18 protein-coding genes are annotated in these 21,333 nt (G+C 58.7%); 10 read left to right on the forward strand and 8 right to left on the reverse strand.

Features of this window, described 5'->3' with window-relative positions; all coding sequences use genetic code 11:
* Positions 1-83 precede the first annotated feature (83 nt).
* From ASD54_RS05720 to ASD54_RS05740, 5 genes are all read right to left on the reverse strand, one after another.
* Positions 84-1,124 (reverse strand): glycine betaine/L-proline ABC transporter ATP-binding protein, encoded by a 1,041-nt coding sequence (locus tag ASD54_RS05720; RefSeq protein ID WP_062553660.1) that lies wholly within the window; start codon positions 1,122-1,124, stop codon positions 84-86.
* Entirely contained in the window at positions 1,117-2,004 is an 888-nt protein-coding gene (locus tag ASD54_RS05725) for a proline/glycine betaine ABC transporter permease (RefSeq protein ID WP_062553661.1), read from the reverse strand. The genes ASD54_RS05720 and ASD54_RS05725 overlap by 8 nt, the downstream gene beginning before the upstream one ends.
* Before the next feature lie 187 nt (positions 2,005-2,191).
* A complete protein-coding gene (locus tag ASD54_RS05730) occupies positions 2,192-3,190 on the reverse strand; it encodes an ABC transporter substrate-binding protein (protein ID WP_062553662.1) in 999 nt (332 codons plus the stop codon).
* 438 nt (positions 3,191-3,628) lie between these two features.
* Positions 3,629-4,786, reverse strand: a complete 1,158-nt coding sequence (locus ASD54_RS05735) for an iron-containing alcohol dehydrogenase (protein ID WP_062553663.1) — start codon at positions 4,784-4,786, stop codon at positions 3,629-3,631.
* 351 nt (positions 4,787-5,137) lie between these two features.
* Positions 5,138-5,797: a peroxiredoxin gene (locus ASD54_RS05740; protein WP_062553664.1), complete on the reverse strand. Its 660-nt coding sequence runs from the start codon at positions 5,795-5,797 to the stop codon at positions 5,138-5,140.
* A 434-nt stretch (positions 5,798-6,231) separates the two neighbouring features.
* On the opposite strand from ASD54_RS05740, the gene ASD54_RS05745 reads away from it, so the two are divergent.
* Entirely contained in the window at positions 6,232-8,043 is a 1,812-nt protein-coding gene (locus ASD54_RS05745; protein ID WP_244484692.1) for an ABC transporter ATP-binding protein/permease, read from the forward strand.
* Between the two features lie 100 nt (positions 8,044-8,143).
* The gene (locus tag ASD54_RS05750; RefSeq protein ID WP_062553685.1) at positions 8,144-8,398 is read left to right on the forward strand and encodes a WGR domain-containing protein; all 255 of its coding nucleotides are present in this window, start codon (positions 8,144-8,146) and stop codon (positions 8,396-8,398) included.
* 60 nt (positions 8,399-8,458) lie between these two features.
* Here ASD54_RS05750 and ASD54_RS05755 read toward each other — a convergent pair whose 3' ends face one another.
* Together ASD54_RS05755 and ASD54_RS05760 are read right to left on the reverse strand one after the other, a co-directional pair.
* Complete coding sequence (locus ASD54_RS05755; protein ID WP_062553686.1) at positions 8,459-9,334, reverse strand: amidohydrolase family protein; 876 nt, start codon at positions 9,332-9,334, stop codon at positions 8,459-8,461.
* Between the two features lie 32 nt (positions 9,335-9,366).
* Positions 9,367-10,158, reverse strand: a complete 792-nt coding sequence (locus tag ASD54_RS05760; protein ID WP_062553665.1) for a crotonase/enoyl-CoA hydratase family protein — start codon at positions 10,156-10,158, stop codon at positions 9,367-9,369.
* 149 nt (positions 10,159-10,307) lie between these two features.
* Between ASD54_RS05760 and ASD54_RS05765 the strand changes: the two genes are divergently transcribed.
* From ASD54_RS05765 to repB (ASD54_RS05800), 8 genes are all read left to right on the forward strand, one after another.
* On the forward strand, positions 10,308-12,170 hold the full coding sequence (locus ASD54_RS05765; RefSeq protein ID WP_062553666.1) for a feruloyl-CoA synthase: 1,863 nt from the start codon (positions 10,308-10,310) through the stop codon (positions 12,168-12,170).
* Positions 12,170-12,928, forward strand: a complete 759-nt coding sequence (locus ASD54_RS05770; RefSeq protein ID WP_062553667.1) for an SDR family NAD(P)-dependent oxidoreductase — start codon at positions 12,170-12,172, stop codon at positions 12,926-12,928. The genes ASD54_RS05765 and ASD54_RS05770 overlap by 1 nt, the downstream gene beginning before the upstream one ends.
* A gap of 28 nt (positions 12,929-12,956) precedes the next feature.
* Positions 12,957-13,463: a MarR family transcriptional regulator gene (locus ASD54_RS05775; RefSeq protein WP_062553668.1), complete on the forward strand. Its 507-nt coding sequence runs from the start codon at positions 12,957-12,959 to the stop codon at positions 13,461-13,463.
* A 351-nt stretch (positions 13,464-13,814) separates the two neighbouring features.
* On the forward strand, positions 13,815-15,011 hold the full coding sequence (repA, locus tag ASD54_RS05780) for a plasmid partitioning protein RepA (protein WP_062553669.1): 1,197 nt from the start codon (positions 13,815-13,817) through the stop codon (positions 15,009-15,011).
* Between the two features lie 69 nt (positions 15,012-15,080).
* Positions 15,081-16,061, forward strand: coding sequence for a plasmid partitioning protein RepB (repB, locus tag ASD54_RS05785; protein WP_062553670.1), 981 nt, complete (start codon positions 15,081-15,083; stop codon positions 16,059-16,061).
* Positions 16,062-16,224: 163 nt separating this feature from the next.
* Positions 16,225-17,466, forward strand: coding sequence for a plasmid replication protein RepC (repC, locus tag ASD54_RS05790; RefSeq protein ID WP_062553671.1), 1,242 nt, complete (start codon positions 16,225-16,227; stop codon positions 17,464-17,466).
* Between the two features lie 267 nt (positions 17,467-17,733).
* Positions 17,734-18,930, forward strand: a complete 1,197-nt coding sequence (gene repA, locus ASD54_RS05795; protein WP_062553672.1) for a plasmid partitioning protein RepA — start codon at positions 17,734-17,736, stop codon at positions 18,928-18,930.
* A complete protein-coding gene (gene repB, locus ASD54_RS05800; protein ID WP_062553673.1) occupies positions 18,930-19,949 on the forward strand; it encodes a plasmid partitioning protein RepB in 1,020 nt (339 codons plus the stop codon). Before repA (ASD54_RS05795) ends, repB (ASD54_RS05800) begins: the two co-directional genes overlap by 1 nt.
* 391 nt (positions 19,950-20,340) lie before the next feature.
* On the opposite strand, the gene ASD54_RS05810 is transcribed toward repB (ASD54_RS05800), so the two are convergent.
* Positions 20,341-21,234 carry an AraC family transcriptional regulator gene (locus ASD54_RS05810; protein ID WP_156379093.1) on the reverse strand — a complete coding sequence of 298 codons (894 nt, stop codon included), beginning with the start codon at positions 21,232-21,234 and terminating at the stop codon, positions 20,341-20,343.
* Positions 21,235-21,333 lie beyond the last annotated feature (99 nt).

Raw genomic sequence — 21,333 nt, forward strand, 5'->3', positions numbered from 1 at the left:
CGACTTCTTTGATCGAGCAGGTTCATCCTCGGGCAAGACATTAGAATGCAGCCTGCGAGCAAAGCTGAAGGACCACTAGCCCCTCAATGTGGTCCTGCTCCGATCATTGCATTGGCCACTTCCGGCAAGGTCACGATGCCGATCGGTCGGTCCTGGTCCAGCACCACGAGTTCCTTGTCCGGTGCCAGAGCAAGGATCCGCATGGCCTGATCCAGGCTTGAACCGCAAGGAAGGTTAAAGCCGCTCGCCAGGCTCTGGCCAACATAGGGCTGCATGATTGCATCGACCCGTATCACGCGCCCGCGATTAACTTCTTTGACAAAACTCGAGACATAGTCGTCAGCCGGTTGGAGAACGATATCCTGACTGCTCCCCTGCTGGATGATCTGGCCATCCCGCAAGATGGCGATCTGATCTCCAAGTCGCAAAGCCTCATCGAGATCATGCGTGATGAAGACGATCGTCTTGCGAATTTCCTTCTGAAGATCCAGGAGGACTGTCTGCATGTCCACGCGGATCAGCGGATCCAGTGCCGAGTAGGCTTCATCCATCAGCAAGACAGGCGCATCATTGGAAAGCGCTCTGGCCAGCCCCACCCGCTGCTGCATGCCGCCTGAGAGTTGGTTCGGATATTTCTTCTCAAAGCCCTTCAGTCCAACGCGCTCGATCCAGCGCATCGCGATTTCGACCGACTTGGCTCGCGAGACATTCTGTACCTCGAGCCCGTAAAGAGTGTTTTCCAGGACGTTGCGATGAGGAAATAGCGCAAATTTCTGGAAGACCATCGCGGTCTTGTGCCTGCGAAACGCGCGCAAGGCTTTGGCATCCATCTTGCAAACATCGGCCCCGCCAACCAGAACCTCCCCGGCCGTCGGGTCGATCAGGCGATTGATATGGCGGATGAGTGTCGATTTGCCCGACCCCGAAAGCCCCATGATGACCTGGATGGTGCCTGAGGGGATGGCAAGATTGATGTCTCTCAACCCTAGAACGTGCCCATGCCTGGTGTTGAGTTCCGCCTTGGTCATTCCGCCTTGAACCGCTCCTATATACTGCCCTGCGTGAGCACCGAAGATTTTATAAAGGTTGCGGATGTGAATTCCGTCGAATTCCGGATCAGCCATGGGCGATCTCCCGGTGCTTCTGCAAGCGTGCTCCAAAAGCCTGGCTCACTCTGTCGAAGATGATTGCAATTCCGACAATGGCCAGGCCGTTGAAGATGCCAAGGGTGAAATACTGATTGGATATGGCTTTTAGAACGGGCTGCCCCAACCCTTGTACGCCGATCATCGATGCGATCACGACCATGGCAAGCGCCATCATGATTGTCTGGTTTATCCCTGCCATGATCGTTGGAAGCGCCAGGGGCAGCTGGACGTTCTTCAGCTTCTGCCAGCCCGAGGAACCAAAGGCATCTGCAGCCTCAAGGATATCGCGGTCCACCAGTCGAATGCCAAGATTCGTCAATCTGATCATCGGAGGAATGGCGTAAATGACCACCGCAATCAGACCGGGAACTTTACCGATACCGAGCAGCATAACCACCGGAATAAGATATACGAAGCTCGGCATGGTCTGCATGACATCCAGAACTGGGTTGATGATCGATTGAACACGGTTTGAGCGCGCCATCAGAATGCCGATGGGGATGCCAACAACAATCGAAAGGGCCGTGCACACCAGGATCATGGATACGGTTTTCATCGTATCCTCCCACATGCCGAAATAGCCGATCAGCAGCAATGTTACGAGGCAACCCACAAGGATAGGAATGCTTCGGCTGGCAAACCATATGATTGCCCCGATTACGATCATGACGATCGGCCAAGGGGTTTGCGTCATCAGTCGCTCGGCCCAGATCAGGAACTGCTGGAGGGGAGCGAAAAATGCCTCTATCCCTCCGCCATAAGCGCGTGTGAAGGCGCGGAAGCCTTCATCGATTGCTTTCTTCAAGTCACGCAGGGATGTCTCGTCCATCTGCGGAAATTTGCTCAACCAGTCCATTCGGTTCCCCAGTGGCCTCGCCCGGTCTTAACGCCGGTTTGAAAGCCGATCACGCGCCGCGGATGTGGTTTTCCATCCGTGCTTCAAACGAAGTTTTGTCCGTAGGTCTCGTCAGCATCAGGAACGCGCATCCTGAAGATGCGCATTCTGCTTTCCGGGAACGGGCAATCTGATACTGCTCTGTCGTCTAGAGCGCGGCCTTGATCTTCGCTGCTGCGTCCGGCGATACCCACGCCTTCCAGAGCGCCTCATTCTCCTTGAGGAACTTCTTCGCGCCGTCGTCACCGCTCGCCTGGTTGTCTGTCATCCAGGCCATAAGCTTGTTGACGGTCGCGTTACTCCACGAACGCTTGTTCAGATAGTCCATCACGTCCTTGCCCGCCTTGTCAGCAAAGGCCTTCGTCACAAGTGTCTGCACCTTGTCCTTTGGCCAGTCGTTCTTCTTCGGGTCAGCACAGTCAGCTACGGTATTGCATCGCTTCCACTCGGCTGCATCGTAAGTTGCACCATGCTCCAGCTTCACCATCTCATATTTTCCGAGAAGGGCAGTCGGTGCCCAGTAGTAGCCCATCCAGCCGAGTTTGCGCTCATAAGCTTTGGCGATAGAGCCATCAAGTCCGGCAGCCGAACCTGTATCGACCAGCGTGAAATTGGCTTTCGCTGCCCCGTAGGCCTTGTAGAGCTGTGATGTCACAACTGTGCCGCCCCAGCCTTGTGGCCCGTTGTGGATCGCGCCCTTGCTCTTGTCTTCCGGATCGGGGAAGAGTCCAGGATGCTTCAGGGCGTCATCAATTGTCTTGATGTCGGGATGGGCGTCAGCAACATATTTCGGGATCCACCAGCCCTGGACGGCAGCATCGGACAGTGCAACCGCTGCGCCAATCAATTTGCCTTCGGTTATCCCGCGGTTGACCACGTCTGGCAGAAGATCGACCCAGCCTTCCGGAGCAAGGTCAGGCTGCCCTTTCTCGATCATGGATGTGATCGTTGGAACGGTATCACCGACAATGACATCTGCCTTGCAGCCATAACCATTATTCAGGATGAACTTGTCGAGGCTGGCCAGAACCTCGGCGCTTTGCCAATTCATGCTTGCGATCGTGAGGTTGCCGCATTCCGCGCGCGCAATTCCGGTCATTGCCAGAAAAGCCAGAGATGTACTCGCCAAGGCTGTCAGGTATTTCATATTTGTGTCCCCTTTTTATTGCGGCATTTCGGTCGGAGCGAGCTGCCGCTTGACGCGCCCCGGGAACTCGGGCGCTGCCTATTGAGGAGGAAAAGTGAACGATCGCGGCCTCGGCATGGTCCGCATGCTCTTCTGCCGGCGATAAAGCAAACAGAGCTGGCTTTGAATGGCCCACCGATTATTCATGTACCGACCGTCGCATATTCGTAACCCCGACCATAGGCATCTGTGCCGGTGATCTCCCAGAAGACCGGCACAGTCGGATTATCCATGATTTGCGGAAGAGTAGTTGCCGATTACCGGCATTTGTTCAGTCTTAAAGCGACACCTAAGTCACTATCTTCTAATAGTTACTCCTGACAGTCCAATCGCCGGCCACAAAAACGCCTATGACCTTGTAATTCCTCAGGGAATCGAGCCGTGAAATCAATGTCTGCTTCAGTAGGCGGCATGATAAATTGACAGAGCATCCTCCTCGGTAATTGGACGAGGATTGTTGACCAGTAGCCGCGTCTGGTTCATCGCATCCCTGGCCAGCCGGGGAATCCAATCCTTGGTGATCCCCACGTCGCGCAGGCGGTGGGGCAATCCGCAATCCACCGAAAGCTGTGCCAGAGCATCGCAAAAAGCTGAAACTCTCTCCTGACCTTCAAGGCTCGCAAGTGCAGGGAAAGCATGTACAGCCGGTTCGACATACAACTCGTGTGCCGTTACGGCGTTGAAGCGTAACACATGCGGCAGCACGAGTGCGTTGGACAACCCGTGCGGGATGTGGAAGTGGCCGCCGAGCGGATAGGCCAGGGCATGAACCGCTGCGACCGGCGAATTTGCAAATGCCTGGCCGGCGAGCATCGACCCCAGCAACATATCGGTTCGGGCGGCGGAATTGGTTCCGTCTTTAACCGCCGTGAGCAGAGCTGAGCCAATCAGTTTAAGCGCCTGCAAGGCAAATCCGCGTGAGATGGGATTATTGTTGGCATTGGCGGAAGCAAAAGCCTCAATGGCATGTACCATCGCGTCGATTCCGGTCGCCGCCGTCACTTGTGGAGGCAGACCGTATGTCAGCTCCGGATCGAGCAATGCGACATCCGGCAGGAGGACGGGGGATACGACACCCATCTTTTCAGCCGTTCCCGTCGTGACGATCGATATCGGCGTTACTTCCGAGCCGGTTCCAGCGGTGGTTGGAACCAGGATCAGTGGCAGGCGTGGGCCTCTTGCCTTGCCGACACCGTATATGTCCTTCAGTCTCTCCTGCCCGCCTGCAAGAAGCGCCACAAGTTTCGCAACATCGAGCGACGAACCACCGCCAAGGCCGATCACGCACCCGACGGCTCCATCGTGAGCAAGTCGTGTTGCGGCCTCGATGACCTGTTCAGGCGGATCGGCCTCTACATCAGCAAAGAGCCTGAATTCAATCTTTGCCGCATTGAGAATATCGATGGCCTTTGAAATGATCCCGGTTTTCATCATTCCCGAGTCCGTGATCAAAAATACTGGCCCTTTTGCAGTTGCTAGGACGATATCGCCAAGCTTCTGCAACGCTCCATTGCCGAACTGGATGCTGCGGGTCGTGTTGAAGAGGAAATCTTGCACGTGCTGTTCCTTGAAGATGGCGGGATTTCAGGACGCAACCGCACTGAACATTGCCTCGGCGCTTTGCGAAACCCTTCAGGGCAATGATCTCCTGTTTTCGATAGTGAGGCAATGCGGGCGCAGCACTCGTCCCTGTCAACGGTAGAAGGCGTGCGGGACCTCGGCAGCTGAAATGACGCGACGCGATGGGACTACCGAACGACTTTCATCCTTCTGGTCAAAGCCGGCGAGGTGGCATCGCTGGCAGGCTGTAAGTTCCGGCTGCGGCCTTCGGAATGTGTCTGAGAAACGGCAGGCAGATGGGAAGGGGACTGTCTCCGGACAGTATCCCTCCCCCTCTATCCTTCAGCTTCAGCCTGCCGGTTGGCGGGTCTTGCGCAGGTATGGCAGAACGGTGTCGAACGCACCGAAACGGGTAACGGCATCCTCGTTGGAAACGGCCGCCGTGATGATCACGTCATCACCCTGCTTCCAGTTGGCGGGCGTTGCCACCTGGTGCTTCGCCGTCAGCTGGATGGAGTCGATCGTGCGCAGGATTTCATCGAAATTGCGGCCCGTCGTCATGGGATAGGTCAGGATGAGCTTGATCTTCTTGTCAGGCCCGATCACGTAAACGGAACGCACGGTCGCATTGTCGGCTGGCGTGCGGCCTTCCGATGAATTGCCTGCATCCTCCGGCAGCATGTCGTAAAGCTTGGCGACCTTCAGGTCCTTGTCGCCGATCAGCGGATAGTCCACCTCGAAGCCTGTTGCGATCTTGATGTCGTCCTTCCACTTTGCGTGGCTGTCGACCGGATCGACAGAAATGCCGATGACCTTCACATTGCGCTTGGCAAACTCGCCCTGCAGGCCAGCCATCGCGCCCAGTTCGGTCGTGCAGACAGGCGTGAAATTCTTCGGGTGAGAGAACAGTACGGCCCAGCTGTCGCCGATCCAGTCGTGAAAGCTGATCGTTCCCTTCGTGGTCTCTGCGGTGAAATCCGGTGCAGTCTGGTTGATGCGCAAACTCATGGTCGAGAATCCTCCTTGGATGGCCCAGTTAACGTGCAAATGGTGGCGGAGTGAAAGCACCGTCTTGTCAATTTGGGTTCCGTGAAGAAACGGAAATGCTTCGCGCGCGCCAGATTGAGTTGAATTTGGCGGTCGCTGCAGTTCGCGCCTCGCCGAGCCCCGCGCCGCTGGTCGCGGCGGAACCAATCACCCGTCTTCACGTTTTCGCGATAACTTGTCTGCGGGGAAATTTGCATGAACACTGCCTATCCATCCTCGGCCTGAAAAGTTCCCTCCATCCAGAATGGCAATGCGCCATCGCTGCTTCAGCATTGTTTAGTTCGGCGCTGCTTCAGGAGAACAGATTGACGTCCGAGGTTGACCACTCTTCCGCACCCCCGTCGCCCGAGACGGATTCCCACCCGGATCCTCATGCCAATTTTACGCCGGAAGAGATCGAACGCGCCAGAAAGCGCTTTCTGCTCAAGCGGTTCTGGCAGAGCGCCAGAGGCTACTGGCATCGAAAGAGCGACAAGCTTGCCTGGCCCTTCTCCATTGGCCTTCTGGTCATGATCGGTCTCAACGTCTGCTTCCAGTATGGCATCAATGTCTGGAACCGTGGATTGTTCGACGCCATCGAGCAGAAGCAGGCGTCGACGGTCTATTTCCTGGCCGCCCTGTTCCCGCCTCTCGTGATCGGAAGCGTCGGGCTGGTGACCATACAGGTGTGGATCCGCATGGCGATCCAGCGCCGCTGGCGGTCCTGGTTGACGACAAGCCTCGTTGCCCGCTGGCTGGCGCATGGCCGCTACTACCAGCTCAATCTCATCGACGGAGATCACAAGAATCCGGAAGCGCGCATTTCCGAGGATTTGCGCATCTCGACGGAATCGCCAGTTGATTTTGTGGCAGGCGTCATATCCGCCTTCGTGTCCGCTTCCACCTTCATCGTGGTTCTCTGGACTATCGGCGGCGCGCTCACTGTGTCGCTTGGCGGATCAGAGGTCACCATCCCGGGTTTCCTCGTCATCACGGCCGTCCTCTATGCCGCCATCACCTCCAGTTCCATTGCCTTCATCGGTCGCAATTTCGTGCAGGTCTCCGAGGCGAAGAACCAGGTCGAGGCGGAGTTTCGCTATACGCTGACCCGCATTCGCGAAAACGGCGAAAGCATCGCTCTGCTCGGCGGCGAGGAAGAAGAGCGCAACGATCTGGATCGCCGCTTCGGCAATGTACGCAAGCAATGGCGTCTTCTGGCACGGCAATACATGCGCACCACGCTCGTCTCGCATGGCTCGCTGCTCATTGCGCCCGTCGTTCCCGTTCTCCTCTGCGCGCCGAAATTCCTTGATGGCAGCATGACGCTGGGCCAGGTCATGCAGGCCGCATCCGCCTTCACCATCGTGCAGAGCGCCTTCGGCTGGCTGGTCGACAATTACCCTCGGCTTGCGGACTGGAATGCCTGCGCCCGTCGCGTGGCGTCTCTGATGGTCTCTCTCGACAGCCTGGAAAAGGCGGAAAACAGCGATGATCTTGGTCGCATCAAGCGGGGCGATGCCGAGGGAAGCGCGATGCTGACGCTCGACGAGCTTTCCGTCTCCCTCGATAACGGCACCGCCGTCGTCAAGGAAACCGAGGTGCATATCGAGCCCGGCGAGCGTGTGCTGGTCGCGGGTGAATCCGGTTCCGGCAAGAGCACGCTGGTGCGCGCCATCGCGGGGCTCTGGCCCTGGGGCGGTGGCAGTGTCGGCTTCCGTCCCGGTGCCGAACTCTTCATGTTGCCCCAGAAGCCCTATATCCCCGCCGGAACCTTGCGTCGCGCGGTCGCCTACCCGCGTGCCGCCGAGAGCTGGAGCGAGGAGGAAATGGCGACCGCGCTGGAAAAGGTTGGCCTTGGGCGTCTTTCCGAAAGGCTGGAAGAAGAGGCGCCCTGGGATCACACCCTGTCCGGTGGCGAAAAGCAGCGCCTCGCCTTTGCCCGCCTGCTGCTGCACGATCCGGATATCATCGTGCTGGATGAGGCAACTTCCGCGCTGGACGAGAAATCGCAGGACAGCATCATGGAAATGATGATTTCGGAGCTGCCGGATGTCACGGTGCTCAGTGTCGGCCATCGTCCCGAACTCGAAGCCTTCCACAGCCGCAAGATCACGCTTGAGAAGCGCGAGGGCGGTGCACGGCTCGTCAGCGATGTCGCGCTGCTGAAACCACGCCGCAAGCGCCGTCTGTTTCGCCGGTCATCCTCCACCCGGCCCGAGAAGCAGTAATTTGGAAGAATAGGGAAGCATCAATTGCGTGAATCGGTCGGCAACGAGTGATTCACGCAATTCGTTGGACGAAATGTGGTTCTTGCCGCAGAATCCGGCCATGCAAGGCAAACAAACGGCACCGGTTCATCTCCATCGCATCGACCTTGAGCGGAACATGCACCGCTTCTACCTGCTGAGCGTGCAGCCGACATTGTTCGGCGGCGTTTCGGTCATTCGCAACTGGGGCCGCATCGGTTCGTCGGGGCAGACCATGGTCCAGACGTTTGAAGCGGAAGATGATGCTGCCGCTGCCCTGTTGCGTGTCGAGCGGGAGAAACGGCGCAAGGGCTACCGGGAACCGGGCCTTCGATAGACCCGTCAAGTCGCCGCTATCTCATAGCTTCGGTGGACAGACAAGTCCCCGGTCTCAAACTCACATCTTCAGAATGCGGCGGGCGTTTTCCTTCAGAATCAGCGGGCGCACCTCGTCCTTGATGCCGATGGTCTCAAAATCCTTCAGCCAGCGTTCCGGCGTCAGGGCTGGCCAGTCGGAGCCGAACAACATCTTCTTCTTCAGAATGCTGTTGGCATATTGCACGAAGATCGGCGGGAAGTATTTCGGCGACCAGCCGGACATGTCGATGTAGACGTTCGGCTTGTGGGTGGCCACCGAAAGCCCCTCTTCCGTCCAGGGAAAGGAGGGGTGTGCGAGCACGATCGTCATGTCGGGAAAATCGACCGCCACGTCATCGACATGGATGGGCCGCGAATATTTCAGCCGCATGCCCATGCCGCCATGCATGCCGGAGCCAACCCCGGTCTGGCCGGAATGGAAGAGTGCAATGGCGCCCTCTTCCTGAATGGCCTCATAGAGCGGATAGGCCATGCGGTCATCCGGGTAGAAACCCTGCATGGTCGGATGAAACTTGAAGCCCTTCACGCCGAATTCACGCACCAGGCGGCGTGCTTCGCGCGCGCCCATCTTGCCCTTGGCCGGGTCGATGGAGGCGAACGGAATGAGGATGTCGCTGTTTTCGGCGGCCAGTTGCGCCACTTCCTCATTGCTGTAGCGGCGGAAACCGGTTTCGCGCTCGGCGTCGACACCGAAGATCACGGCAGCGATCTTGCGCTCGCGGTAATAGGCGGCGGTTTCCTGCACGGTCGGCAACATGCCGTTTGCACCGGCGGGGTTGCGGAAATAGGTCGCCATCGCGGCCTGGAATTCCAGATAGCCATCATCGCGCGGGCCGCAGCAGGGCTCCTCCGCATGCGTGTGGAAATCGATTGCAATCAATTCGTCGAGATTCATTGCCATTTCTGTGCTCCTCCCCGCATCGATCTTTATTCTGCGTCCGGTGCCTTCAGGCGTGCCGTCCGCTTTTCCAGAAAGGCGCGCAGGCGTTCATTTGCTTCGGGCGTGGCAGAGGCGAGCGCCGACATCAGCGATTCCGTAAACAGTCCATCCTCGGAAGACATGTCGCGGATACGGGGAAGCGCGTTCAGGATTGCATAGTTGGACATGGGCGCATTCTGCGCGGCAAGCCGGGCCAGCTCTTTCGCCTTGTCCAGCGCGGTTCCGGCAGGAACCACATAGTTCACGCCGCCCCAGACTTCCATCTGAACAGGCGAAACGGTGCGACCCGTCAGCATCATGTCGCCCATGCGCTGTGCGCCGATCAGCCGCGCAATGCGCACCGATCCGCCACCACCGACGAAAATGCCCCGCTGGCCCTCCGGAAGGCCGAAAAACGCCGTCTCGTCCGCCACGCGCAGGTGGCAAGCCGCCGCCAGTTCGAAGCCGCCGCCGACGACGGCGCCCTGCAAGGCCACGGCAAAGGGAATGGCACCCCGTTCGATGCCATCGAAAATCCGGTGCCAGCGGCGCGAACCCATCACGGCCCCGATCAGCGGCTTCTGCATGTGTTCGGCAAGGTCGAGACCGGCGCAGAAATGGGTGCCTTCGCCGAAGATAACGGCGGCTTTCGCTTCGTCCTGGGCGCGCTCGATCGCCACATTCAGCGCTTCCACAACACGGTCGCTTACGGCATTGCGTTTTTCCGGCCGCCGGAGACCGATCATGGCGATCTCGCCATCGAGTTCGTAGCTGATAGGTTCCTGATTTGCCGTGCTCATGGTCCGCCCTGCTTGTTGCTCTCATCCTCACCGTTAATTGTAATGTCACATAACAGTTTCACTGTAAATCGTCTATTGCCCAGATGCGCGTGGGCGTGTAAACATTTATGTCAGATAACAGTTCTGGAGCACTCGGGGGGAGGAGCACCATGGCATTTGATACAGCCCTTGCGGTTGGCGCGACAAAACAAGCATCGCCGCGGATTATCATGGAAACACAGGCGGATGGTTCCATCATCGTCCGTCAGGAAGGCCAGATTCCCGCCTATCCGCGCTGTATCACGGAACGCTTCATGACCGGGGCGCAAACGCATCCGGACCAGGTCTGGATGGGTCAGCGCAGCGCTTCGGGTGATTGGCAAACTGTCACTTACGCAGAAGGCAAGATGGCCATAGAGGCCGTTGCCAGCCTTCTGGTCGAACGCGGCCTGTCCGCAGAGCGACCGCTTCTCATTCTCTCCGGCAATTCCATCGCTCATGCCGTCATGGCACTTGGCGCCCAGCATGCGGGCATCCCGTCTGCCGCTCTCGCGCCGGCCTACGCCTTGTCCGGCGAAGACCGCAGCAAGCTCATCTCGGTGGTGGAGCAACTGACACCGGGCATGGTGTTTGCCGATCACGCAGCGCGGTATCTTCCGGCCATCAGCGCGGTTCTCGGGCCGGATGTGCCGCTGGTCAGCCTGACAGGTGTGGCGCAGGACCGGGAAACCATCGCCTATGACGATGTCCTGAACACGGCACCGACCGCGGCCATGCAGGCGGCACATGATGCCGTCACGTCGGATACGATCGCGAAATTCCTGTTTACATCCGGCACGACCGGCAGTCCCAAGGCCGTCATCCAGACGCATGGCATGCTCTGCGCCAATCAGGCCATGATCCGCGAAGCCTATGATTTCCTGATCCATGAACCCCCGGTCATCATCGACTGGGCACCGTGGAACCACACGGCGAGCGGCAACAAGGTCTTCAACATGGCCATCTATAATGGTGGCTCCTATTACATCGATGACGGTCGCCCGACGACGGAGGGCATTCATGCCACCATTCGCAATCTGCGGGAGGTTGCGCCGACCTGGTATTTCAATGTGCCCGTGGGCTATCAATATCTCCTGGATGTGCTGGAAACGGACGAGACATTGGCCCGCACCTTCTTTTCGCGCATGCGCATGATGATGTATGCGGGCGCTGGCATGAGTCAGGCCGTCTGGGATCGTCTGCAGGCCCTTGCCCAACGCCATGTGGAGGGTGGTGTCCCGCTTGTCTCTGGTCTCGGCGCCACGGAAACCGGTCCATTTGCGCTCTATCATACGGATAAGAAGGAAAAACCGGGCAATGTCGGCGTTCCGGCGCTTGGCGTCACGCTGAAGCTGGTTCCGCAGGAAGACAAGCTTGAAGCGCGGCTTAAAAGCCCTTCAATCACGCCCGGTTACTGGCGCAATGCGCCGCTCACCAGCCAGGCTTTCGATGAGGACGGCTTTTACAAACTGGGCGATGCGCTTCGGTTTGCCGTGCCGGGCGATCCCGCCGGGGGCTTCCTGTTCGATGGACGGCTGGCGGAGAACTTCAAGCTCGCCACCGGCACCTGGGTTGCCGTCGGCCAGTTGCGCAGCCGACTTGTGGATGCGCTCGGCGGGTTGATATCGGATGCCGTCATCGCCGGTGCCGAACGGGATGACCTTCGTGCACTGCTCGTTCCCAATTGGCCGCGCATCCGCGAACTGGCGGAAGCTCTGCAATCGCTGTCGCCGGAGGAGCTTGTGGTTCATCCCGTCGTCCGCTCCGCTCTGGAACAGAGGTTGAGCGCTCATGCGGAAACGGCGACCGGCAGCGCGACCCGTGTCGTTGCCGCCATGCTTCTGCTGGAGCCGTTGAACTTCGACAAGGGCGAGGTCACTGACAAAGGCTCGGTCAACCAGCGCGCCGTCCTGCGCGAACGTGCGGATCTCGCCGAAGCGCTGTATGGAGACGATCCACGCGTCGTGCACGCCACCTGGAAAGGAAACCGCTGATGGAACTTGCAACCTCGCACATTGCCGTCACCGGCGGCGGATCTGGTCTCGGAGAGGCGACCGCCCGGGCCCTTGCCGCTCACGGCGCGCGTGTAACCGTCATCGACCGCAACAAGGCTGCCGCCGAACGCGTCGCTGCCGATATTTCCGGTCACGCACTCGAACTCGACGTGACCGACGAGGCCGCCGGCTCCGCCCTTGATGGCGCAATTTCCAGCCACGGGCCTTTGCGCGGTCTCGTCAATTGCGCAGGGATTGGCGGAGCCGCCCGCATTGTCGGGCGCAACGGCGCCATGCCGCTCGGGGATTTTGAAAAGACAATCCGTGTGAATCTCATCGGCACGTTCAACATGTTGCGGCTTGCTGCAGAGCGGATGCAAGGAAACGAACCCGACCCCAAGGGAGCGCGCGGCGCAATCGTCAACACCGCCTCGGTCGCGGCCTTCGACGGCCAATTGGGACAAGCTGCCTATGCGGCATCCAAGGGCGGCATCGTCTCTCTTGCCCTGCCCGCCGCGCGCGAGCTTTCCCGCTTCGGGATCCGCGTCAACACGGTCGCGCCGGGCCTGTTCCTCACCCCGCTTCTCGCGGAACTTCCGCCCGAAGTGCAGCAGGGGCTCGCCGCCTCAATCCCCTTCCCGGCTCGCCTCGGTGATCCGGCTGAATTTGCGGATGCAGTCATATTCGCCTTGACCAACCGCTATCTGAACGCCGAAGTGATCCGGCTGGACGGGGCGCTTCGCTTGCCTCCAAAGTAGACGGGACAGGATTGGAGACGGGGCGCACATGGTTCGCAAGGCGGCAGAGACGGTAAAGGCAGAGACGCAGGAGCCGGAGGCCCCCTCCCCTGACGCTTACCTCACGCGTTTCGTCGGCTATGATCTCAAACGCCTCTTCAATCTTGTGCAGGGTGATCTGACCCGCGTTCTTGGGCCTTTCAACCTGCGGATCATCTCCTATTCGGTGCTTTCGGTCGTGGCCCGCAGTCCGGGTATCAACCAGACGCGGCTGGCCGAGGCGCTGAAACTTGAGCGCTCGAACCTGGTCCAGATCGTGGACGAACTTTCCTCCCGCGGGCTCCTGACCCGCAACCCGATCGAGAATAATCGCCGCAGCCATGCGCTGCTGGCGACGCCAGAGGGAATGGCACTGATCGAGTCTGTCGATCTCGAAGTCGTTGCCCATGAGGAGAAGCTTTTCTCCGAGCTCAGCCCGGCTGAATTGACGACGCTGCGGCACTTGCTGCTGAAAGCCCGCCAGAGCATCGAGCAGAGGATGAGCGCGGCTGATTGAACACCTCATGCTGTGCTTGCGCATGAAAATGCGAATCGATTCAGGTTGTTGAGTCGGGCCTCAAGACGCGATTCGGGCTCTCATGCAGCGCCTAGCCGGTCTGTCGTGCTCCAGAGACACAGATTCCTGTGAATCCATTCCTTGAAAATGCCCTTGGCCGCATCTTTCCGCGCAGGATCGCCCTTCGGTGAAATAGCCAAATTCGTTAACGAGTCAACGGCTTAGCTGCCAGTTCGCGCGGGTGGCGGGAAAATGCGTTAACCATTTATCGCTTGTCACATCCTCCAAATGGCCGATACTGGCGGCAGTTTTCCTATTCAGGCCATTTTATCGCCAGAACGGTCGCAGTTTATGAACGCCTTCACGAGGTTGCCGTCTTTCGAGTTCGACGAGAAGATCCTGCTCCAGGGTGCAGAGATCTCGCGTCGTCTTGACCAGCTTCGTATGGACAAGTTTCCACCGAATGCCCGCAAGACGTTGCGCCTGTTCTCCATGGCTGAAGTGGCGCACTATCTGGGTGTCAGCCCCAACAACTTGAAGCGGCTGCATCTGGAAGGCAAGGGGCCGGTGCCGACGACTTCCACCGGCGGACGTCGCTTCTACACCGGCGAGCAGATGCGCGAACTGCGCCATTTTCTGGATCGCACCGGCAAATCCGACGCCAAGAAATATGTGCCGCACCGCAAGGATGGCGACAAGCTGCAGATCATAGCCGTCGTCAACTTCAAGGGCGGTTCCGGCAAGACCACGACGACGGCGCATCTTGCGCAGCATCTGGCCCTCACCGGGCACCGGGTTCTGGCGATTGATCTTGACCCGCAGGCGTCCCTCTCGGCGCTGCACGGGTTTCAGCCGGAGCTTGACCGCAACCCTTCGCTTTACGACGCCATACGCTATGACGAGGCGCGCAAGCCCCTGTCCGAGATCATACAGCAGACCAATTTTCCGGATCTCGACATCATTCCGGCCAATCTCGAGCTGCAGGAATACGAATACGATACGCCGCTTTCCATGCAGACCTCGGTCGAGGGCAAGCGCTTCTTCACCCGCCTCGGCAAGGCGCTTTCCGATGTGGACGATCGATACGATGTGGTCGTGCTCGATTGCCCGCCGCAGCTCGGTTACCTGACGCTGACCGCACTCACCGCCGCGACCTCCGTGCTGATCACCGTTCATCCGCAGATGCTGGATCTCATGTCGATGAGCCAGTTCCTTCTCATGCTCGGCAATATCACCAAGACGATCAAGCGGGCGGGCGCCAACGTCGAAATGGACTGGCTCCGCTATCTGATCACCCGCTACGAGCCGACCGATGTGCCCCAGGCCCAGATGCTTGGCTTCATGCAATCCATGCTTGCCGAAGAAATCCTGCGCCAGCCGATGCTGAAGTCGACGGCGATCTCTGACGCTGGTCTAACCAAGCAGACGCTTTATGAGGTTGAGCGGAATAACTTCAACCGCGCGACCTACGACCGGGCCATCGAGTGCCTGGATGCCGTTAACTTCGAGATCCAGGGTCTCATCCACCGGGCATGGGGGCGTCTGTGATGTTGTTGACCGCCGTCAACTTTGGTGTTTTTCGCAAGTCTCTCCGTGGGTTAGGCAGGAGATTGCGTCATGGCGCGTAAGAACCCTTTCGCCAATGTCATGACGGAGCAGACGGGCGCAAACCCGGTCGCTTTGGACTATACGGTCAAGGGCGCCTCGCGCTCGATCATCTCCACGATCGATGAACTGGCGGCGCGGGCCGACAAGCTTCTGGAAGGCGAGACGGTCGTAGACCTCGATCCGGCGACGGTCGATGTCTCCTTCGTGCAGGACCGGCTGGAGGATGATCGGGCAGCCTTTGAGACGCTTAAGGCGGCAATCCGGGATCAGGGTCAGACGAGCCCGATCCTCGTGCGGCCGCATCCATCCGATGCTGGTCGCTATATGGTGGTTTTCGGGCATCGGCGATTGCGGGTGGCGAGCGAACTCGGCCGACCCGTTCGCGCTGTCGTCAAAGCCATTTCCGATCGTGATCATGTCATTGCGCAGGGCCAGGAAAATTCCGCACGCTCTGACCTCTCCTTCATCGAAAGGGCGCGTTTCGCAAAACGACTGAGCGAACTGAACTACGACGGCGACAATCTGACGGTCATGACGGCGCTGTCCATCGACAAGGCAACGCTCTCCAAAATGCTGTCGGTCGCCAATATGCCGCAGGACATTCTGTCGGCCATCGGTGGCGCGAGATCGCCGGGCCGCGACCGCTGGTACGAGCTCAAGCACCTGCTTGAGAACCCACGCGTGCTGGAGGAACTACGCCGAATTCTATCGCAAACCAGCCTTGAGGGCATTGATGGCGATGCCCGCTTTGCCTTCGTCATGGATGCTTTGACCCGAAAGAAGATTGCGGGTTACCGCCCTGAGCCGAAACGCGAGATCTGGTCCGCGCGGGATCGGGCGCTTTCGGCCAATATCCGCAGTGACGGAAACAGTTACACTCTTGCCCTGAAAAGCAAGGATGCAAAGGCCAAGGATGCGGCCGGCTTCGGCGCCTTTGTCGCCGAGCATCTGGACGATCTCTACGCCAAATATCGCAAACGCAACCCGTGAGGATTATCGACCGCAAAAGAAAAAGGCCCCCAAACGTTACCGTCGTGGAAGCCCTTCTCAATCTGTAGCAAGATCAGAATCGCATTTCCATGAATCGCAGTCAAGAGTCTTTGGCACCGTTTTGGTGAGCGGATTTCTTTTGCCTTTGAAAAGGTAAAGGACCATGCAGAGTGGAAATGTAACGACGCCCTTCGGGCAGCGGCGGGTGTCGCTTGCGCTCGTGAAGGGGCAACTGGACCGCGGGGGCCCTCCCCCGGCGCATTCAGTCGACAAGTGGAAAGTGTTTCGCGATGTGGCCGAAGCGCGGCAGCGCCTGGGTTTGCAGGATCGCGCGATTGCCGTCCTGGATGCTCTCCTGACTTTCTATCCGGGCAACGAGTTGAAGCCCGATGGCAGCCTCGTCGTGTTTCCGTCGAACGCGCAATTGTCACTGCGGGCGCACGGGATTGCCGGGACGACACTTCGCCGGCATCTGGCGGCACTCGTCGAGGCAGGGCTGATCGACCGGCGCGACAGTCCGAACGGAAAGCGATATGCGCGACGGTCTCAGGCTGGCGATATCGAGAACGCGTTTGGTTTCGACCTGCGGCCTCTGGTCCAACGAGCTTCTGAACTGGCCAACCTTGCGCAGGATGTTGTCCGTGAAGCGCAGGCGTTCCGTCGCGCCAAGGAGGCCTTGACCATCTGCCGTCGCGACATTCGTAAGCTTTTGACGGCTGCGATGGAGGAAGGTGCTGACGGAGATTGGTCGCAGATCGAAGAGAGCTACATCACCATTCTTGCCCGCCTGCCCCGCGCCCCAGGCAGGCAGATCGTGGAAAACGTTCTCGATGAACTTGAGCTTTTGCGTGACGAGATCATCAACCGGCTGGAATTGCTGCTGAAAACACAAAATACAGAGAGCAATGACAACCAAAATGGGCGTCACATACAGAATTCAAATCCAGACTCCATCACTGAACTTGAACCTCGCTTTAGAAAAGACGAGAGAGCGGCAACGCGACCAACACCCAGACCAACACCCAATGATCGGACGGTGCTGCAGAAAGCCTTCCCGCTTGCCATGGTGCTGAAGGCCTGCCCGCAAATTGTCGATTATGGCCCAAGCGGTGCGGTTGCGAACTGGCGGGATCTGATGAGCGCCGCCGTGGTTGTCCGCTCGATGCTAGGTATAAGTCCTTCCGCCTATCAGGATGCCTGTGACGCCATGGGGCCGGAAAATGCCGCCATCACACTTGCCTGCATGCTGGAACGATCCGGCCATATTCAGTCAGCGGGCGGTTATCTGCGGGATTTGACCTCCAAAACCCGACGCGGTGAGTTTTCGCTGGGGCCGGTCCTGATGGCGCTTTTGCGCTCGCAAGGAGAAAGGCCCGGTGCGCATGACCTTGATGCCTCGGCCTGATGATATGGATCGGAATCTGTCGTGACCCACATCATCGGAAAGGCTGTGAGCCTGGTGCTGAACAGCCTGTTGTCCGCGGACAACAGTGGCGGTGATGCCTTGACCGGTCGTTCCGTTGTCCGCGGACAACTGTTTCGACACGATGATGAGCGCTGGCACGCTGTAACAAAATCGAGCCGATGTTTGTGCATTCTTCACGAATCAGCTCTTATGTGAGTAGCGCTATTTCTGCCCAATGAAGAAAATTTGCGCTACTGGAGATCTAAAATGCTGCATCAACGAAATCCTGCGTCTACGGAACAGGAGCATCTGCCATCCATGCTCGCAGCCGATGCGCAGGAGTTGCAGCGGCAGCTGCAGCTTCATCAGGCGCGCGTTTTCCCGCCCACGTCGGCAAAGTCCATCCGCCAATTTGCGCCGGGCGAAGCAGCATCCTTCATTGGCATTGGCGAGGCCTATCTTCGCCAACTGGCAGGAGAGCTGAACGTCCCCTCCCCTCTTCCCAATGGAAGACGGCTCTACAGTGCCGATGACATGAACCTGATCCGTCGTGTCCTCGACGAGAAGAACGGCGCGCCGAAATATGTGCCCCATCGACGGGATGGTGAACACCTTCAGGTCATCGCAGTCATGAACTTCAAGGGAGGCTCTGGCAAGACGACGACAGCCGCACATCTGGCGCAGTATCTTGCCTTATCGGGCTACCGGGTGCTGGCGGTTGATCTCGATCCGCAGGCATCGTTGTCCGCCATGTATGGACACCAGCCAGAGCTCGATGTGGGTGAGGGTGAAACGCTCTACGGTGCGATCCGCTACGAAGAGCCGGTGGCAATCACCGAGATCGTTCGCTCGACCTATATTCCGAACCTGCATCTCATTCCAGGCAATCTGGAACTGATGGAGTTCGAGCACGATACGCCGCGCTTCATGGCGCAAGGGGCCAACAGCACGATGTTCTTCGCGCGGATCGGCGAGGTTCTGGGCCAGATCGAGGAGCTTTACGATCTGGTTGTCATCGATTGCCCGCCGCAGCTCGGCTTTCTCACTATGTCCGCGCTGTGTGCGGCAACGTCCGTGCTGATCACCATTCACCCGCAGATGCTGGATGTGATGTCGATGAGCCAGTTCCTGGCCATGACGAGCGAATTGATGGCCGTTGTGGAGCGGGCAGGGGGACGCACAAGCTATGACTGGATGCGGTATCTGGTCACTCGTTTCGAGCCCAATGACGGCCCTCAGAGCCAGATGACGGGCTTCATGCGCGCCATTTTCGGTAACCGGATGCTCAATACGCCCATGCTGAAATCGACAGCCATTTCGGATGCGGGCGTGACCAAGCAGACGCTTTACGAGGTGGAGCGAACGCAGTTCACACGCGGCACCTATGACCGCGCTATCGAGGCACTGAATGCCGTCAACGGCGAAATCGAACAACTGGTCAAGACGACCTGGGGGCGCAAGTAATGGCACGCAAGAACCTGATCGAAGCCGTAGAACGCAACGCTGCAGCCACCCCTTCGACCGAGGCGCCTCCGGCCCGACCGCTTGCCGGATTGGGCAGTCCGCTGAAGGCAGGCGGTGCGATAGGGGGAATCTCGAAGACGCTGGGCAGCATCAATTCCTCCGTTGAGCGCGCCAGGGAAATCGAGGCTCAGTTGCTACAGGGCGCCGCTGTCATCGAGATCGATACCGATCTCATTGACGGCTCCTTCGTGTCCGACCGTCTGGGACTTGATCCGCGGCAGCTTGACGAACTGGCAGATCAGATCCGCGAACATGGACAACAGGTGCCGGTTCTCCTTCGCCCGCATCCGGAAACGGAAGGACGTTATCAGGTTGCCTATGGGCATCGACGTGTCGCAGCCTGTCAGAAATTGGGCATCCGGGTTCGAGCTGTCGTGCGCAGCCTGACCGATGAACAGCTCGTCGTCAGCCAGGGCCAGGAGAACAATGCCCGTGCCAACCTTTCCTATATCGAACGGGCACTGTTTGCGATGAAGCTGGAACAGCGGGACTTTTCCCGCGAAATCATCATGTCTGCGCTCGGCATCGACAAGGCGGCGCTGTCACGCATGTTGCAGGTGGCAAAGCAGGTGCCTTCCACGATCGTCTCTCTCATCGGCCCGGCACCATCTGTAGGCCGACGCCGCTGGCTGGAACTGGTAGACCTGTTGACTGATACCGTAGCGGAGCAAGTCATCGAGGTGCTGAGCGGGGCAGGGGCTGCGGAAGCCGAAAGCGATGCACGTTTCGAGCTTGCCTTCCGAGCTGCGCGCCAGGACAAATCCAAGCTGCGCAAGGAAAAGCCGGAGCAGACTGTCTGGGTCGCGACTGACAAGGCCATGCGTGTGAGTTTTGCAGGCAGCGGCAAGAAAGTGGTGGTCGCGATCGAGGCAGCAGACGCAGAGCGCTTTGCCGCTTTCCTCCAGGCGGATCTCGAACGGCTTTATGCACACTATCGCGAGCGGGCAGGGCAGGACTGAACGTCCTTGGGTGGGAAAGATCCGTCTTGCCAGGAATAGATGTGATAGGCGAGGATGACTGTGTTTGCTGCTTCGATTAGAGATCGTATTCCGGTCCGGATATTCGAAACTGCCTCCCTCCAGCGTCCTCCCCAAAGACCAGGACAGAGCGGATACCGTGGAGCACAAGCAAGGCGCGGATACGATTGACGTGCCGCGTGCGCTCCTTCTTCAATTGCGTGCGTTTCCGCGAAAGACGCTTGGCATCTCCTTCCGCGACTGAGAGGAGCCGAACAGGGCGACAAGCCGATCTGTCGCCGAGCAGATATGCCTTCAGCGTGAACTCCATCGCTTCGACATCCATCCTCGAAGAAATGCTCAGGAGCAGGTCAGTCTCTTATCGCCCCTAATTTCAAATGTTTGTCAGAATATCGAGACGATTCTTGGCGCGCCATTCGGAGGGCGAAAGGCCAGTCGCCTTTTTGAACTGCGACGAGAAGTGAAACGCCGAGTTATAGCCGAGATACCCGGCGATCGATTTGACCGACTTGTCAGAATTGCGCAGCAGTTCGCAGGCGCGGCGGGTGCGCACATCCGTCTGATACTGTTTCAGCGACATTCCCGTGTGCTCGCGAAAAAGACGTCGCAAGGTCGGGTAACTAAGACCCAGATTGCTGGCAATCCGGCCCAGTGAAGTGGGGTTGGCGTTCTTGTCCATCAGCGCGCGACGGGCCTGCTCGATGATTCGGATTCTGCCCTGTCCAACCAGATCACGAGATTGACAAAGCTGGGCCAGCAATTGCAGGGCCAGAGCGGACAAGGTCGGCTGGTGCAGAAGGGCATCTTCGCAGGCAAGACCATGAATGGTCTCGAAAACAGTCCGGACACCATCGCCGGCATGCCAAATGGGTTGATCGGGCGAAATCAGGCCCGCATCCATGATCCGCTCGAAGGCGGGGCCTCGGCACTCGATCCAGCTTTCGACCCAGCCGGTTTCGCGATCTGGCCCAAAACGGTGCCAGACGCCGGGAAACAATACAATCATGTCGCCCGCCTGGATCGGGTGTACCCGCGCAGGATCGGGCGCTGATTGAAGCCGCCCACGTCCCTGGCTGATCCAGGCGAACTGATAGGCCTGGATGGTCCTGCCCTTCTCCCAGACGAAGTGATGATCATCGGGGTGGCGCACAGGCGGGTAGGCTGAGCCCGGCGGAATGCGGGTGTAGCCCGTCGAGAGCGCCGTGCAACCCAGCGACTCGCAAAGGCCATTCTCAGGCAGGTACACGTAGTAGTCGCGCTCGCTCATTGATCAATTTTTGTATGGATACGATCATTTCCCAAAAATCTTAGCAACTTCCGGGGGCCTTCGCGAGTGCTACAGTCTTGGCAGGGAGAAAAATTTGAA

The sequence above is a fragment of the Rhizobium sp. Root149 genome (assembly GCF_001427345.1).
In the GTDB taxonomy this organism is placed as follows: domain Bacteria; phylum Pseudomonadota; class Alphaproteobacteria; order Rhizobiales; family Rhizobiaceae; genus Neorhizobium; species Neorhizobium rhizoryzae.

Bases quoted from the DNA above. Each gene is read 5' to 3' on its own strand.
- ASD54_RS05775 (WP_062553668.1), top strand. From the start codon at position 12,957: ATGGTTCGCAAGGCGGCAGAGACGGTAAAGGCAGAGACGCAGGAGCCG.
- repB (WP_062553673.1), top strand. From the start codon at position 18,930: ATGGCACGCAAGAACCTGATCGAAGCCGTAGAACGCAACGCTGCAGCC.
- ASD54_RS05750 (WP_062553685.1), top strand. From the start codon at position 8,144: ATGCAAGGCAAACAAACGGCACCGGTTCATCTCCATCGCATCGACCTT.
- ASD54_RS05725 (WP_062553661.1), bottom strand. From the start codon at position 2,004: ATGGACTGGTTGAGCAAATTTCCGCAGATGGACGAGACATCCCTGCGT.
- repC (WP_062553671.1), top strand. From the start codon at position 16,225: ATGCAGAGTGGAAATGTAACGACGCCCTTCGGGCAGCGGCGGGTGTCG.
- ASD54_RS05810 (WP_156379093.1), bottom strand. From the start codon at position 21,234: ATGAGCGAGCGCGACTACTACGTGTACCTGCCTGAGAATGGCCTTTGC.
- repA (WP_062553672.1), top strand. From the start codon at position 17,734: ATGCTGCATCAACGAAATCCTGCGTCTACGGAACAGGAGCATCTGCCA.
- repA (WP_062553669.1), top strand. From the start codon at position 13,815: ATGAACGCCTTCACGAGGTTGCCGTCTTTCGAGTTCGACGAGAAGATC.
- ASD54_RS05770 (WP_062553667.1), top strand. From the start codon at position 12,170: ATGGAACTTGCAACCTCGCACATTGCCGTCACCGGCGGCGGATCTGGT.
- ASD54_RS05740 (WP_062553664.1), bottom strand. From the start codon at position 5,797: ATGAGTTTGCGCATCAACCAGACTGCACCGGATTTCACCGCAGAGACC.
- ASD54_RS05760 (WP_062553665.1), bottom strand. From the start codon at position 10,158: ATGAGCACGGCAAATCAGGAACCTATCAGCTACGAACTCGATGGCGAG.
- ASD54_RS05765 (WP_062553666.1), top strand. From the start codon at position 10,308: ATGGCATTTGATACAGCCCTTGCGGTTGGCGCGACAAAACAAGCATCG.
- repB (WP_062553670.1), top strand. From the start codon at position 15,081: ATGGCGCGTAAGAACCCTTTCGCCAATGTCATGACGGAGCAGACGGGC.
- ASD54_RS05755 (WP_062553686.1), bottom strand. From the start codon at position 9,334: ATGAATCTCGACGAATTGATTGCAATCGATTTCCACACGCATGCGGAG.
- ASD54_RS05720 (WP_062553660.1), bottom strand. From the start codon at position 1,124: ATGGCTGATCCGGAATTCGACGGAATTCACATCCGCAACCTTTATAAA.
- ASD54_RS05730 (WP_062553662.1), bottom strand. From the start codon at position 3,190: ATGAAATACCTGACAGCCTTGGCGAGTACATCTCTGGCTTTTCTGGCA.